This window comes from Bacillus sp. TH13, from assembly GCF_016651175.1.
GTDB classification, from domain to species: domain Bacteria; phylum Bacillota; class Bacilli; order Bacillales; family Bacillaceae_G; genus Bacillus_A; species Bacillus_A thuringiensis_S.
Map to the genome: position 1 here is coordinate 2,439,374 of NZ_JAEKEJ010000025.1, position 13,838 is coordinate 2,453,211.

Sequence of the window (13,838 nt, forward strand, 5' to 3'; positions counted from 1 at the left end):
GTAGGTTTGAGTGGGAAAAGATTCTAATAAAGGGGGAATAAGTATGTGTGTATTATGTCGTGATAAAGGAATTATTCGTAAAGAAATCTATCCGGGTGTAACTCTAACGGAAGGGTGTAACTGTGAAGTAGCAAAGCAACAGCAAGAAGAAAACGATAGACGCTGGCAAGCATGGTTAATAAAATTCGAATCAATGAAAAAAGAGTTACAAGGCAATCAACAACAAAAAGTTAGCTAATAAGAAAAAGGAGGATTTCACTTATATGAAGTCTACGAAAGTCGAAATTGACGTTACTGATAATAAAATTTATGTAGTTAAAAATGGTGAAGTTACGCCGCTAAATCCTCCAGCAACTGGATTTGGAGAACAAATTATTACGTGGCAGGGTGGAAAAGTTGATCGCATATCAACTACGGTCACAGAAAAAATTAAATAACTGGGGATACGATTATGAAGCAATTAACTATTGATGATGTGATAGGCAGTTTTTGCTACAAAGCTATAAGTACCAGTGAAAAATTTTTGAATCCAAGCTTTGAAGTACATTTTTACGATAAAGAAGAACGACAAAAAATGGATTGTTTTGATGCCAAAACTGAAATTGAAGCTTGGAATGCAGCTATAGAAGAGCACGGGAAAGAAATTCAGAAGATTATGATAACTCATTCGAATCGTACTAGAACAGAATTTTTAGCACTCGATTAGGAGGGAGAATGATGGCGGCTTTGAATCGATGGTTAACCGATGAAGAATATGCAAAGGCTTTATCTAATGGAATTAGTAGGAAGACGCTACATTATCGTGTTTATGAAGCGGAATGGGATCTAGAAGAAGCGTTAACAGCAACGCCGAGAAGCGTCAGACATAACAGGTTTGAGGGAGTGCACACGAAATGGCGTAGAATAGCTGAGGCGAATGGTATAAACGCTGCTACATTTTACAGTAGATTAAATAGTGGTTGGGGATATCAAGAGGCCTCTACGAAACCAGCTCTAAAAAGAAAAGGCTTGGGAAAAGTGTGGTTAGAACGGGCGAAGCCCAATGGAATTGGCTATAGCACGTTTATGACAAGAGTAATTACTAGAAAGTGGGATATAGAAAAGGCTGTAACAACACCAGTAATTAGAACTGGAAAAAATGCCTCAGTACGATTCAAGAAATCGATTGTGAGACACGGAAAGAATTAAAAAAGGAGCTGAAGATAATGAAGGAAGTAATCAAGGAATATATAAATCAATTGCAACAATCAGCGTTAGAAAATAGAAAGGAATCAGACAAAGCGTATGATTCTGGAGATTTAGGTTTATCAGGTTACTATCGTGGTCAATGGATCGCGAATGAGGGAACAGCAATTGCATTAGAGACTATCTTAAATCAGCATAGAGAAAAAATGTAGGTTCAGGTTTATTAAAGTAAGACAAAATTTGAATTTTATTAAGAAATGGGGCTGTGTGAAATGGAGAAAAAGATTGATTTAATCAAAGAGAAACTGTCTACTGGGAAATCTCGATTTGAGGGTGGAAAAACCTTAGTCGAGGTAAGCTTATCTGACTTAAATGAATTACTCAGTTTAGCTTATGACATAAATAATTATCGTTTAAATTGCGTGTGGAATTTAGATCAAGCATCAAAGGGGTGTAAAGAGTACGAAATACGCAATGAAAAATATCAGGAATCGTTAAATTTGATAAAAGGAATAACGAATGGAGTAGAAAATGCCATTGTTAAAGATGTGAACAGAATAGCGACTGAATCATTAACGTAACTAAACAAAAGCGTTATTTGGTCGGAAGGTAGGTGGTGCAGTGGGATATACGTTCATATTTTTATTAGGTTGGATTATCGGTCTAATGACAGGATTAGTAGAAAAAATAAATAGAAAAATTAAAGGGGAATGTAGAGTGCACAAATTAGTGATGATGGATGGAGAATTTGAAAACTATTCTTTAGATGAAGCACAGCAGAAGATGAATGATATGTTTCAGGTAGTAAAGATGATGAACGGAAAAGGCTGCACTATTAAATTTGAATTCTATGATTACAAAGATAAAAAGCCAGATGATCTATTTTTAGAAGGAGATGAAGAATGATGTGTACGTATTGGGAAAATGCAATTAAAGATTTTTTTGCAAAGCAAGAATGTGAATATCGAAAGAGAAATAGCAAATAAATCAAACAAAATAGTTATTTGGTATTAAAAACATATGTAATGACATGAATAACATGTCATCTTATTCAATAAAGAGATGTTTTATCTTTTTATTATCATCATAGTCTCCTGAAACATGTGCGCCTATAAATGGAGTGCCATACACTTTGTCTTTAGAAATTACAAAGTTAAATTTAGAATGGTTATCAATTGAACAAGTTATAAGATAATTATCATCAATTTCGTAAATATCTAGAAGGGTAGCTGCAAAGAACATGTTAATCATACCTTTCCTGATTGTGAATATAGAAATACTTTATTCTTTACGTAAGGTAAAGGCTTGTGCTAATAATGCAGTTTTATACAAAATTCTTATTTTAAAGAGAGTGAGGGAAAGAAATGAACACAGTAACAGTTAATATTCAAGCAACGATTATTAAAGGAGTATTAAAAGGAGTTTCTGGAAAAGTCGTAGGTTTTGATAGTGAGATGAATATGGTGAGTATTGAGGTTGATGAAGACACATTTATTGAAACTAAATCAGGAAATGTTAAGCAAAATTAGTACAAAATCTTTATTTTGAAAAAGGAGCTAAAAATCATGAAAGAACAAATTAAAAAGAATTTTACTTACCATCCGCCTAAAGAGGGACAAACAGAGAAGTTTGTAGATATTAGAAATGAAGCTTTACACTTCGCAAGCTTGATTGATGGATCATGCCCGAATAGTCGTGAAAAGTCATTAGCTTTAACGAAACTTGAAGAAGCTGTTTTTTGGGCTAATGCAAGCATTGCAAGGAATTAATTAAAACAAAATCGTTATTTAATTTCAAATCGAATAATATATGTAAAAATCCTAAGTGCAAAACTCCAAGTGCACTTAGGAAAACATTACTTCTAGCAAATTGTACATTACATCATATGCTTGTTTGATTAAAAGGTGAAAAGTTTCTAACAAAAACGTTATCTTGTGTGGAAGTGAGGTAAAGGTAATGGAATTGGTTTTTTGGATAATTATTGGTATTTTGTTTGGTCACATCGTGTGTATAAAGTTGGATTTAAAACGCTCAAAAGAACGTTTAGATACTTATAAGGAAATGCTGGATATACAAAACGAAAAAATTGATGACGTTTGGGAGTATGTTAAGAAACTTTAACCAAAACGCTATTTTATTAGAAAAGGAGAATATGAAATGAAAGATACTTGGAATGAGCAAGAGCGTTTAGAGATTGAAGCGGAACAAGAAATGATTGCACAGGCAGAACGTGAAAATTGGATGACTGCAAACAATATGTTTTATGAATATGAAGCTTAATGTTCGGAATTTGATTAATACTTGCAGCTGCTGTTTAAGGATAATGTTCGGTTTTTAATAAAAATTTCATTTTGTCATAAATAAAAAGGCGGCTGTTTCCGCAACCACCTTTTTATAAAACAGAGCCACTTTTTCATATATAACATATGGATGATTTCTGAAAAAAGTTATAGGATATAACCCTATTTTTATAACGAAATTGACGAGCTTAAGTTATAAGAACGGACTGGATATATTATATGAAATCTTGTCTAAAGTGTTCGCAAATAAAAGAGCAGCTAGCAAAATCTAACTGCTCGATACAGATAAGAAGTGAAGGAATACATGGACGGTTAAAAGAGTTCTGGCTTATCGCCCGTATATAGTATGTGTTTAATATTAAGGAATATTCGGATGTGTAAAAAATAAAAAAGAGCACCTACGAACAGTGCTCTTTCTTGGAGTGAATATAAATCATTTAGGCAGTCTCTATGAAGGTGTATTGAAAAGTGTTCAATACAAAGTATGTTACTTCATAAAGAAGGTGATGAAAAATGAAAAAAGCAGCTAGCAAAAGCTAACTGCTCGGCTCCGAATAAGGAATGCTATGTTAAAAATTGAACTACAACAAATGGGGCCTATGCCTATTATTAACGGATTATTGAGTTTTATACAAGGGAGAGAGGTAGGGGATTAACATGGAAATGCGCAAATTCATATTCTGTAAGTAATAAATTAATGACGGGATAGATGGAGAATGGATGATTCGATTAAGGAGATAGTTGGCGCTTGGTTTATTGCAATAGGGACAATTATTGCTGCGATTGGGAGTACACCTTTAAAAAGATTGAACAGCGAATTAAGAAAAGATTTGAACGTATGGGGGAATGTATTACAGGCAACGGGGAATGGTTTGGAAGCTGATGGACAAGGAGAAATATCCCTTGAATTGTTTGGGAACGAAATCCAATCAATTGGTAATGTAACGGTTCTAACAGGACTCATTATAGAATTTGAAGATGAAACACAAAAAAAATTAGTGATTGCAGGAAATTGGATACAAGCATTAGGTGGTGTTACATCAATAGGTGGGGAAATAGAGGATAGTTCCAATATAGATGAATCGTATAACATTGTCGGGAATGTGTTACAAGCGACTGGTAATTCATTACAGGCAATAGGCGGAATTGATGAATTGAAAGCTAGTCGGGATAAAGTGGAGGGAATTTCGGAAGGCGATGATGAGGATGGACAGCTTATAGTGATTACGGGGAGTTGGGTCCAAGCGGTCGGTTCAGTAGTTTCATTAATCGGTCAAATAAGAGAAGAAAGCCAAGAGATAGGAGGAAATATTTCATAGAGAACTTAATAAAATAATCCTTTGATAGGGAAAAGAAACTTATAAAATAGGTACAATTCACGTTTCGATTATTTTTGAATGTAATGGGTATCAAAAGGAGTAAAACGCTCAAAAATGAAAATGAGAGATGCTTGTATGAAAGGGATGAGGAAAATGGCAAATGCAAAGAAAAAGAAAGTAAGAAAAGCTATTGCTCGTCGTGCGACAGTCGTTGAGAAACACCAAGTTAACAAAGCTTGGAGAAATATCTTTGTTCAGGCTGGTATCATTAAATAAACGAAAAATAAATATCGTCCGGCTAGAAAACTAGAGGGCACCAATTCATTAAAGCAGCAAGTAAGGCTGTTTTAGGAATAGGTGTCCTTTTTATTTTGAAAAGGGAGATGTGGAAATGAAGGCACTAAAGGAGCAGCTACGTGAATGGAAAAAGCATTCCAAGCAAGGAAAGAAGAAAAACAATAAAAAACAAAAAGAGAAATTAAGTACTCGTGAAATTGAGAATTTAATGGGGATGCATAGACCTTGTTATGAACGAAGACGTGGAGCAATAAGACAAAAGTAATCTAAAAATAAAAAGGAGTGGTCTTACATGACTAAACAATTATCTTTCTTACCAAAAATTGATAGAACAGCGACACAAGAGGAATTAGAAGGTGTGTTGGAAAGCGTACGTATACATAGACAATTTGGGATGATGCGTAAAGAAATGAAAGTCACTCCTTCTTATGAAATACGTGAGCACGGTCCTACACATGCAGTTAGTAAGCCGTTAGAAGATGTTGCTATAGCAAATATTCAACAAAGTAAACGAGAAGAATGGCTAGAAAGAATGTCATTACGTATTGATCAATTTCTGAATCGATTAGGAAATGGACGTGCAGGAATTATCCAAAGGGATATCATTTATAAACGTTATTTAGAAGAAGAGGATGTATGTGATTACATGGTTTATAACGAGATTGGAATGTCAGAGCGTACTTATCGTCGTTGGAAGTCTAAAGCATTTTATAAGCTTGCTTTTGCACTTGGATTAGAAGTTTACGAGACAGAAGAGACTGGAGGTAATGAATAATGAATTTTGTTCAGCCAATACGTGATCCAGAAGAAATACAACAGCTAAAAGATTATTTTAAAGAAAAGAACTTGCGTAATTACATTCTCTTCATTATGGGAATCAATACAGGCTTGAGAATATCGGACATTTTGAAATTGAAGGTAGGAGATGTCAAAGGTAGTCATATATCTATGAGAGAAAAGAAAACCGGGAAACAGAAACGAATACAAATTACTGCAGCACTGAAAAGAGAACTTAAATGGTTTATTGAAGAAAGAGAAGATAATGAGTACTTATTGCAAAGTAGACAAGGAAAGAATCGTCCGATTGGTCGTAGCATGGCATATAAGATATTAAGTGGAGCAGCGGCAGAGTTTGGATTAGATGAAATAGGAACACATACACTGAGAAAGACGTACGGGTATCATATGTACATGCAAACGAAAAACATAGCATTACTTATGGAGATATTCAATCATTCGTCAGAGAAGGTCACGTTACGTTATATAGGTGTAAACCAAGATGCAATGGATAAAGCAATGACTAGATTTAAAATCTAAGCATTGCTTTTTCTTTTTAAATCTATACAGTTACTCATAAATTTCGTACTGTGTAACTCAAAAGAGAAAGTAGAATGAAATCAATGATAGCAAGGGATTTGGCGAAGGGGTCAGTTACACACAATACAAGATATGGGTAAGTGGCGGTATCAAGGAATTGCATGGTGTATATACATAAATATAAAATGTAAGGAGGAGGTAATTGTGGTTCATGTTAAATGAAGAACTATTAGAAGTAATAATTAGATATAAAAGGAATACTGGAAGGAATCCTAATATGTTAAAGCTAAATCCAACTTATTTTAGAAGTATTTTAGAAGAATTGAATTATCCAGAATGGATTATTAAAAAGAAGATGACAGAAATGAAAAAAAGCATCTTTGGTGTACCAGTGGAATTAACAAATGAGGTAAAAAAATTCGAAATATAAAAAGTTGGCAGAGTCGTGACCGCTTTTTGGCAGGAAATGTATCGGCTATTTTGGAATTATCGTGTTATATTTGTATTGTGAGAAGTGGCGGAAAACACAACTCATAAAATTTCTTTATAATATATGTTGTTTAAACGGTTTCATAATAACGGCACATAAAATCCGAAACCAGCAGATGGTACTGATTGAATGGTACCGTTATTAAGGAGAGCTTTTGCTCTTCTTTGAGCTAACAACATCCTAGGTAGACAGAATGAGGAGAACCTGATAAGTTTTCCAAGAGTGTCTGTCGTGGTTGTTAGCTGAGAGAAGAATAAAACTTCACATACCGTAATTAAAAGTGAATAGTAAATGATGAAAAAGCATCCATATGGGTGCTTTTTATTTTGGAGGAGGATGAAAGATGGAAAAGCAAATAATTAAACCAGCCTCAATAAAAACAGAGGCTGGCATGTATGAACTTAGAGAAAAAACTAAAATTAAGTTTAAGCATACTAGTTCAGATGGACATGTATGTATAAGAGAATTACATGATTTAAATCATCTTTACTGTAGTATGTGTGGGACACTAATTAAGTTTAAAGAAACAGGAATAAAATTTTAGTTTGTCACTTTAATTAATAGGACATCATACCATGATGGCTTATAGGTAGAGTCTTTATCGTAGTTTTCTAAAATTGAATTGAATAGCTCTAAAACTTTCATGCCTTCTTCTAGAATCTCGGAAGCTAGTTGGTAATCTTCATTTTGTTTCATTTCTCTATAAGCATTTCCGATTATTATGGATTGAACATTAGATTTATGGTTAGCGTATTCTACTTCAATACGCTTTTTTCTATATTTAATCCACTCTTGTGGGTCGGAAGCTTCTAAAGATATTAAATCTTGGTATTCTAATTCTGAATCGATTAGCCTGAGCACGAATCCTCTAACAGAAGGGAATTTAAATTGATTTTCAATATCAAAGTGTGAAAGTAATTCTTCTCTTTCTCTATGCATAATAACACCTCCTTTTTGCTTATTTAATTCGACACAAAATAAGAATTTCCTACAAAAAATCAATATTTAAGGAGAGAGCGTAAATGAAACTAAATAAACAAGAACAAGCGGTTGCAATTGGTACATTCATTTCAATGTTAGGACAGGAACTTGTGAATGAGCACATTGATAAACGGAAATTAGAAAGTGTACTTCCTATCTTTAATGAAATGCAAGATAATACAACACCAAAGCAAAAGAGAGAAGCGATGATCAGTTTGCTTGGTAAAGCGGTAGATGAATTATTAGAAAAATAGCCATAAAAAAGGGAAAAGCAACTCGCTTTGGGGTGCGAATCACTTTTCCTGATGGCAATGTTAACTTTATTATAACAACTTGTATTTATTTGGTAAATATATAATTGGAATATTCTTTCTAAAGGAGTGAGGATAGATGCAAGTCTACTGTTGTAGCTGCAATAAAGATTACGATATGCAACCACAAGTAGCACAGCTTCCTAACCGTATTGAGAAGTGTTACTTCACATGTCCTCATTGTGACCAGGAACATGTAGCTGCATATGTGAACGATAAGATTCGTAAGCATCAAGCAGACATTGCAAAGTGTCAGGAACGGATTAATAAAAAGAATCTGGCCATAGAGGATGAAATGAAACGGTTGAGGAAGAGGATGGAAGGAACTAAGTAAAGGAGTGAAGTTAAATGGTAATGAAGAAAGCTGAACTTATACAAAAGAAAATAAAAGAAGGGAAGCTAAGTGTCAACGAAGCGAGACTGCTATTAGACTTGGAACCTATTGAGATTTTATTGAAAGTTGCATGCGAACAAAGGACGAATGCTATGTTAGAGGGTTGTAAACAAATGAATGTTGTAAAAGATGAGAACGAACCTTTATTACAAATTGTACTCTCAGATATAGATTCAGTGCCATTAGTTCACTACAAAGGTAAACAGATTGATAGAAGGTTACGGGTGGCATTTGATTGGGAATCACAATCGATTGATAAGATTAATCAGACATATATTCATATTGAACATGTACCTGCTGACAACAAGCGCTGTAATACTGAAGTGATACAACATAATCATCCTATTAAGAATAGTGGAAACGAATGATTGATGTTGACATTCAAGAACACATTAAAGATATCGATGTAACTTTAAAGTTATTAAGGAGAGATCGCTTGGATAGAACGGATTCATATTGTTCGTTAATGCAAGCAAAGTCCATAGCATTGTTGGCATTATCTTCAAACAACTCATTAAGAAAAGAAATAGCTAAAGGTGATGAACATGTTACTAAAGATATGTAGATGTGGTAAGACAGTACCAATGGAGCAAGGTATGTGTGAAGAGTGTGCTGTGGTTGCTGAAGAAAGAAGGAAGCAACGACACAAAGATTACAAGGCGAAGCGAACGGATACAGACAACCAGAAGTTCTATAACTCAAAGCCTTGGCGGGTAACAAGAGCAAGGATAAAGGATAGAGACAATGGGTTGTGTCAACTGTGTTGGAGTGAGAACAAAGTTAAACCAATGAACACAGTACATCATATTATTCCTTTAGAAGAGAATGATCGATTATCTTTAGTAAGAAGTAATTTGATTTCGTTATGTGAGAAATGCCACCAGAAAGTTCATAAGCTGTATGACGTTAGAACGGAAAAGTTCAATATACAGAAGAAGTTAAGAAGTTTAATAGGGTAGGGGGATATCAAAAACTTTTTAAGGAGGGCGACGAGTCGCCGGGTGGTCTTTTTTTTCGCGAAAACTCCCTAAATGAAAATTCCGAAAGGAGGAAGGTGGATGGCTAGACCGAGAGAACCTGTGGATTTAGTTGTACTCAAGGGAAAAAAACATTTAACAAAAGCTGAAATTGAAAATCGTAAATCAAAAGAAATCAAGGCGCCTAGTGATAAAATCAGGGCGCCTTCTTATTTACCAAAAGATTTGAGAAGAGACTTTAAAAAAATATCCGATGAACTAATCAGGATTGAAATCATGTCCAATCTTGATGTTGATGCTTTAGCAAGATTTTTAATAGCAAGGAAAATGTATGTAGAAATTACAAATGTTATGCTTGAGCTTAGTCCGTTAGAAGAAGTGGTGGATGTAAAAAAGGATCAGGAAGGTAACATTATATCTGAGAATAGGTATACCATATCTAACGGCGTGTATTCAGACTTACTTATAAATCAAGACAAACTCTTTAAACAATGTAGACAAGCTTCCAGCGATTTAGGTTTAACAATTACATCAAGATGCAGATTAGTAGTTCCAAAACAGAACGATGAAAAGCCTCAAAATAAATTTAATAAGTTTATGTAGGTAAGTTATATGAATAGGGTCACACAGTATGCTCTTGATGTATTAGAAGGTCGAGAAATTGCAGGGAAGTACGTTAAGTTAGCTTGCCAAAGGCACTCAGATGATTTGGAAAAAAGTAAGTTGGCGCCGTTCGTCTATTATTTTGATGAGGAAAAGGCAGATCGGTTACTTGAGTATGCTGAAACTTTAATGATAGGTGAAGGAGAAGAAGTAGAACCACTTACTTTAGCATCATTCCAAGCATTTATTTTTGGATCATTACATGGTTGGGTTCATAAAGAAACGGGTTATCGTAGATTTAGAAGTAGTTATGTTCAAGTGGGCAGACAAAATGGTAAATCTATGATGAATGGTGTATTAGGGACATATTATAGTAATTTTGATGGCTATAATTATGCGCAAGTATACTGTACAGCTACAAAACAAGATCAAGCAAACATAGTTCTCAAAGAAATGATTAAGTTCATTGAAACAGATGAAGATTTAAGTGAGTGTTTCAAGGTGAAAGAATATAAGAATACCATTGAAGCACTTGTAACAAATGGAGTTGTCCGTGCTCTGGGAAGAGATACGGAGAGTATAGATGGATTTCGTGCTTACCTTGGCATCGTGGATGAATACCATAAACACCCTACAAATCAAATGTATAAATTATTGGAGGGTGGAACAACCAAATTAAAAGAATGCTTAATATCAGTTATCACAACAGCAGGATTTGATTTAAATAGTCCTTGCTACGAGTTGTATGAAGATTGTTGTAGACTTCTTGAAGGTGTATATGAAGACGATAAACAGTTTGTATATATTGCTCAATTAGATAAAGATGATGATATTTGGGATTCAAGTAATTGGATAAAAGCTAATCCTTTAGTAGCAAGAGATGAAGAAGGAATAGAAACACTTTTAACTATGGCAAGTGCAGCAAAACGTAGGGGCGGAAGTGAACTTCGCAATTTCCTTACAAAGCACTTAAATATTTGGGTACAATTCACAGACAATCAATATATGAACATGGAACATTGGAAAAAATGTGCTTCAGATTTAGATTTAGAGGATTTTAGAGGGAAAGAGTGTTATTTAGGCCTGGATTTATCTAGCGGTGGTGATTTAACGAGTTTAGGGGCAGTATTCCCATATTCAAAAGAAGAAGTGAAAAATTATTTCATACATTCTCATAGTTTTATCCCTAAAAATCGGGTAACAGAACATATAGAGACTGATAAAGCTCCTTATGACATCTGGATTAGAGATGGGTTATTAACTGTTACAGAGACATTAGGGGGTATTAAAACAGATTATAAATATATAATCGCCTATATAAAAAGAATTGTAGAAGAGTACGAGTTAATTGTAAATATAATAGCATACGATCCCCACAATGCAGATGCCTTTTTGAGTGATCTTGAAGAGCTTGGATATAACAGTATCATGATTGTCCAATCAGCAAAGAATTTAAATGATGCTACAGTCGATTTCAGACTAGAGGTTGAGGCTAAAAACATTCAATATAATCGAAAAAATAAATTGTTAACATGGAGTATAGCAAATGCAAAGACAGTATCTAATAGTTTCGGTGAAATCAAGATCGATAAACACTTAAAAGAGAAAAGAATTGATCCAATTGATGCGGTTATTGATGCATATAAGATGGCAATGAAGGGTGAAGTAGGATTGAAACTAAGCCAATATGTTACGGATGAGAATCTAGATAAACTTGGTTGGTAAAGGAGGTGAGTGAATGTGGGAATGGCTCAATAAATTAAAACCTAAGAAGGTTCAAAACTCAGTATCACTTGATTCGGACGAGTTTTTAAAGATGTTAGGTATTGATATAGGTAGTGTAAATAAAAATAAATTAAGTGAAATCACATATTTTACCTGTTTAAGGCTTTTATCTGAAAGTATTGGGAAATTACCTTTAAAATTATATAGAGATACAAATAACGGTCTTGAAAAAGCAACAGATCACAATTTGTATACACTTTTAAAAATGCGGCCTAATCCATATATGACTTCAAGTACATTTTGGTCTACAGTAGAAGCAAATAAAAATCATTATGGAAATGCGTATGTCTATGTTAATACGGAGAGGGATAAAGTAAAAGATTTGTGGATTCTTCCTAGCGAACACGTACAGATTTGGATTGATAATGCAGGTATATTCCAAAGGGAAAATGCGATTTGGTATATATGGGGAGATAATAAATCTGGTAAACAATATAGGTTTCGATATGATCAGGTTATGCATTTTAAAACTTCATTATCTTTAGATGGTATATCTGGCCTAGCAGTAAAAGACATATTGAAAGTCTCAATTGAGAACATACAAAGTGGAGCTTTATATCTCAAAAACTATTTTTCAAATGGTTTAATGGGAAAGGCAGTTGTCCAGTATACTGGTGATTTGGATCATGACAAAGCAAAGAAAATGGCAGCAAAAATTGAAGAATTTAGTAATGGTTTGAAAAATGCAGGAAGAATTGTTCCGCTACCATTAGGTTTTCAACTCACTCCATTAAATGTGAACATGGCAGATGCTCAATTCTTAGAGATAAACAAATATACAGCACTACAGGTTGCTGGGGCATTTGGTATAAAACCTGCACAAGTAAATAATTATGACAAGGGTAACTATGCAAATGTTGAAACGCAACAGCGTTCCTTTTACGTAGATACCCTTTTATATATTTTGAAAAATTACGAGGAAGAAATGAGTTATAAGCTGCTTCTTAGTGATGAATTTCAAAATGGATATTGCTTTAAATTTAATGTGAATGGTATTTTACGTGCTGATTTCGCAATACAGATGGAAGGCTTATCAAAGGGTGTAAACAATGCTATTTATACTCCAAATGAGGCAAGAGAATTTGTAGATTTGCCGCGTAAAGATGGTGGAGATTCATTAATGTGTAATGGAAACTATGTTCCATTAGTATCAGTTGAGAAAGGAGGTGATGGAAGTGGATTGGCTACAGATTAAAAATCAAGCTGAAGATACTGCTTCTCTTTATTTTTATGGTGATATCGTTTCTTCTTGGTGGGGGGCTTGGGATGATGAGGACCAATATCCTGAGAACGTAAGAAATATCCTTGATGGTGTAAAAGGGAAAGACTTAAACATCTATATAAATAGCGGTGGAGGCTCTGTTTTTGCAGGAATGGCTATTTATAATATGATTAAACGTCACGAGGGGCATAAAACGGTTCATATTGATGGGCTTGGAGGTTCAATCGCTTCTGTAATTGCATTTGCTGGGGATAAGTTGATCATTCCTTCTAATGCATACTTAATGATTCATAAACCGTGGAATGGTATATATGGAAATTCTAATGACTTTAGAAAGATGGCCGATGACTTAGATGCAATAGAGGAAGGGATCATCAATGTTTATAAGGATAATCTAAAAGAAGGCGTAGACATCGAAGTAATAAGAGAAATGGTGCAAAACGAGACGTGGCTAAACGGTTTTAAAGCAAGTGAATATTTTAACGTTGAGGTGGCAGAAGAAAATACTGCGGTTGCATGTACAAGTAATCTGTTTAAGGAATACAGGAATACCCCAAAGGCTTTCAAAGAGCCAAGAAGAGAACCGATGCAAAAAAGTGAAGAAGAAAAAATTAATAATTTGATGAGAGAGATAGATTTAATCTAACTCTTTTTTTA

29 protein-coding genes are annotated in these 13,838 nt (G+C 34.2%); 27 read left to right on the forward strand and 2 right to left on the reverse strand.

Annotated elements, in window-relative coordinates; genetic code table 11:
- Window positions 1-43: 43 nt before the first annotated feature.
- The 7 genes from JFU02_RS21095 to JFU02_RS21125 are packed head-to-tail and all read left to right on the forward strand — an operon-like array spanning window position 44 to window position 2,091.
- Window positions 44-238 carry a hypothetical protein gene (locus JFU02_RS21095; RefSeq protein ID WP_000337985.1) on the forward strand — a complete coding sequence of 65 codons (195 nt, stop codon included), beginning with the start codon at window positions 44-46 and terminating at the stop codon, window positions 236-238.
- A gap of 25 nt (window positions 239-263) precedes the next feature.
- Window positions 264-437, forward strand: a complete 174-nt coding sequence (locus tag JFU02_RS21100; RefSeq protein WP_000843209.1) for a DUF3954 domain-containing protein — start codon at window positions 264-266, stop codon at window positions 435-437.
- Window positions 438-451: 14 nt separating this feature from the next.
- Complete coding sequence (locus JFU02_RS21105) at window positions 452-706, forward strand: hypothetical protein (protein WP_000811852.1); 255 nt, start codon at window positions 452-454, stop codon at window positions 704-706.
- A gap of 8 nt (window positions 707-714) precedes the next feature.
- Window positions 715-1,188: a nucleoside permease gene (locus JFU02_RS21110; RefSeq protein WP_201071570.1), complete on the forward strand. Its 474-nt coding sequence runs from the start codon at window positions 715-717 to the stop codon at window positions 1,186-1,188.
- 17 nt (window positions 1,189-1,205) lie between these two features.
- Window positions 1,206-1,397, forward strand: coding sequence for a hypothetical protein (locus tag JFU02_RS21115; protein WP_000665839.1), 192 nt, complete (start codon window positions 1,206-1,208; stop codon window positions 1,395-1,397).
- A gap of 60 nt (window positions 1,398-1,457) precedes the next feature.
- Entirely contained in the window at window positions 1,458-1,766 is a 309-nt protein-coding gene (locus JFU02_RS21120) for a hypothetical protein (protein WP_201071572.1), read from the forward strand.
- Between the two features lie 40 nt (window positions 1,767-1,806).
- Window positions 1,807-2,091, forward strand: coding sequence for a hypothetical protein (locus tag JFU02_RS21125; RefSeq protein WP_201071574.1), 285 nt, complete (start codon window positions 1,807-1,809; stop codon window positions 2,089-2,091).
- Between the two features lie 141 nt (window positions 2,092-2,232).
- Here the strand turns inward: JFU02_RS21125 and JFU02_RS21130 are convergent, their stop codons facing one another.
- Window positions 2,233-2,427, reverse strand: a complete 195-nt coding sequence (locus tag JFU02_RS21130) for a hypothetical protein (protein ID WP_201071576.1) — start codon at window positions 2,425-2,427, stop codon at window positions 2,233-2,235.
- 122 nt (window positions 2,428-2,549) lie between these two features.
- On the opposite strand from JFU02_RS21130, the gene JFU02_RS21135 reads away from it, so the two are divergent.
- The 11 genes from JFU02_RS21135 to JFU02_RS21180 all read left to right on the forward strand — a co-directional run bounded on the left by JFU02_RS21135 (window position 2,550) and on the right by JFU02_RS21180 (window position 7,452).
- Window positions 2,550-2,714, forward strand: coding sequence for a hypothetical protein (locus JFU02_RS21135; protein WP_098582261.1), 165 nt, complete (start codon window positions 2,550-2,552; stop codon window positions 2,712-2,714).
- A gap of 36 nt (window positions 2,715-2,750) precedes the next feature.
- Entirely contained in the window at window positions 2,751-2,954 is a 204-nt protein-coding gene (locus JFU02_RS21140; protein ID WP_201071578.1) for an Acb2/Tad1 domain-containing protein, read from the forward strand.
- A 187-nt stretch (window positions 2,955-3,141) separates the two neighbouring features.
- Window positions 3,142-3,306, forward strand: a complete 165-nt coding sequence (locus tag JFU02_RS21145) for a hypothetical protein (RefSeq protein ID WP_201070077.1) — start codon at window positions 3,142-3,144, stop codon at window positions 3,304-3,306.
- 36 nt (window positions 3,307-3,342) lie between these two features.
- Window positions 3,343-3,465 (forward strand): hypothetical protein, encoded by a 123-nt coding sequence (locus JFU02_RS32500; RefSeq protein WP_255289407.1) that lies wholly within the window; start codon window positions 3,343-3,345, stop codon window positions 3,463-3,465.
- 736 nt (window positions 3,466-4,201) lie between these two features.
- Window positions 4,202-4,804: a DUF6944 family repetitive protein gene (locus JFU02_RS21150; protein ID WP_201071580.1), complete on the forward strand. Its 603-nt coding sequence runs from the start codon at window positions 4,202-4,204 to the stop codon at window positions 4,802-4,804.
- Window positions 4,805-4,957: 153 nt separating this feature from the next.
- Window positions 4,958-5,080, forward strand: a complete 123-nt coding sequence (locus JFU02_RS21155) for a DUF3983 domain-containing protein (RefSeq protein WP_014894886.1) — start codon at window positions 4,958-4,960, stop codon at window positions 5,078-5,080.
- Window positions 5,081-5,195: 115 nt separating this feature from the next.
- Window positions 5,196-5,366: a hypothetical protein gene (locus tag JFU02_RS21160; protein WP_170957356.1), complete on the forward strand. Its 171-nt coding sequence runs from the start codon at window positions 5,196-5,198 to the stop codon at window positions 5,364-5,366.
- A 27-nt stretch (window positions 5,367-5,393) separates the two neighbouring features.
- Window positions 5,394-5,876, forward strand: coding sequence for an ArpU family phage packaging/lysis transcriptional regulator (locus JFU02_RS21165; protein WP_201071582.1), 483 nt, complete (start codon window positions 5,394-5,396; stop codon window positions 5,874-5,876).
- Window positions 5,876-6,418 (forward strand): site-specific integrase, encoded by a 543-nt coding sequence (locus JFU02_RS21170; RefSeq protein WP_136804098.1) that lies wholly within the window; start codon window positions 5,876-5,878, stop codon window positions 6,416-6,418. The genes JFU02_RS21165 and JFU02_RS21170 overlap by 1 nt, the downstream gene beginning before the upstream one ends.
- Before the next feature lie 211 nt (window positions 6,419-6,629).
- Entirely contained in the window at window positions 6,630-6,848 is a 219-nt protein-coding gene (locus JFU02_RS21175) for a hypothetical protein (protein ID WP_201072167.1), read from the forward strand.
- 403 nt (window positions 6,849-7,251) lie between these two features.
- A complete protein-coding gene (locus JFU02_RS21180) occupies window positions 7,252-7,452 on the forward strand; it encodes a hypothetical protein (RefSeq protein WP_201071584.1) in 201 nt (66 codons plus the stop codon).
- Here the strand turns inward: JFU02_RS21180 and JFU02_RS21185 are convergent.
- Window positions 7,449-7,847: a hypothetical protein gene (locus JFU02_RS21185; protein ID WP_201071587.1), complete on the reverse strand. Its 399-nt coding sequence runs from the start codon at window positions 7,845-7,847 to the stop codon at window positions 7,449-7,451. The two genes, JFU02_RS21180 and JFU02_RS21185, sit on opposite strands and share 4 nt — an antisense overlap.
- Before the next feature lie 83 nt (window positions 7,848-7,930).
- Between JFU02_RS21185 and JFU02_RS21190 the strand changes: the two genes are divergently transcribed.
- The 9 genes from JFU02_RS21190 to JFU02_RS21230 all read left to right on the forward strand — a co-directional run bounded on the left by JFU02_RS21190 (window position 7,931) and on the right by JFU02_RS21230 (window position 13,827).
- Entirely contained in the window at window positions 7,931-8,143 is a 213-nt protein-coding gene (locus tag JFU02_RS21190) for a hypothetical protein (protein WP_201071589.1), read from the forward strand.
- A gap of 136 nt (window positions 8,144-8,279) precedes the next feature.
- Window positions 8,280-8,534, forward strand: coding sequence for a hypothetical protein (locus JFU02_RS21195; protein ID WP_201071591.1), 255 nt, complete (start codon window positions 8,280-8,282; stop codon window positions 8,532-8,534).
- Window positions 8,535-8,548: 14 nt separating this feature from the next.
- Window positions 8,549-8,962: a hypothetical protein gene (locus JFU02_RS21200; protein WP_201071594.1), complete on the forward strand. Its 414-nt coding sequence runs from the start codon at window positions 8,549-8,551 to the stop codon at window positions 8,960-8,962.
- A complete protein-coding gene (locus tag JFU02_RS21205; RefSeq protein ID WP_201071596.1) occupies window positions 8,959-9,159 on the forward strand; it encodes a hypothetical protein in 201 nt (66 codons plus the stop codon). The genes JFU02_RS21200 and JFU02_RS21205 overlap by 4 nt, the downstream gene beginning before the upstream one ends.
- Complete coding sequence (locus JFU02_RS21210; protein ID WP_201071598.1) at window positions 9,140-9,553, forward strand: HNH endonuclease; 414 nt, start codon at window positions 9,140-9,142, stop codon at window positions 9,551-9,553. Before JFU02_RS21205 ends, JFU02_RS21210 begins: the two co-directional genes overlap by 20 nt.
- Window positions 9,554-9,652: 99 nt before the next feature.
- Window positions 9,653-10,174, forward strand: a complete 522-nt coding sequence (locus JFU02_RS21215) for a phage terminase small subunit P27 family (RefSeq protein WP_201071600.1) — start codon at window positions 9,653-9,655, stop codon at window positions 10,172-10,174.
- Window positions 10,175-10,183: 9 nt separating this feature from the next.
- Entirely contained in the window at window positions 10,184-11,899 is a 1,716-nt protein-coding gene (locus JFU02_RS21220; RefSeq protein WP_201071601.1) for a terminase large subunit, read from the forward strand.
- Window positions 11,900-11,912: 13 nt separating this feature from the next.
- Complete coding sequence (locus tag JFU02_RS21225; protein ID WP_201071602.1) at window positions 11,913-13,154, forward strand: phage portal protein; 1,242 nt, start codon at window positions 11,913-11,915, stop codon at window positions 13,152-13,154.
- A complete protein-coding gene (locus JFU02_RS21230; RefSeq protein ID WP_201071603.1) occupies window positions 13,129-13,827 on the forward strand; it encodes a head maturation protease, ClpP-related in 699 nt (232 codons plus the stop codon). The genes JFU02_RS21225 and JFU02_RS21230 overlap by 26 nt, the downstream gene beginning before the upstream one ends.
- Window positions 13,828-13,838 lie beyond the last annotated feature (11 nt).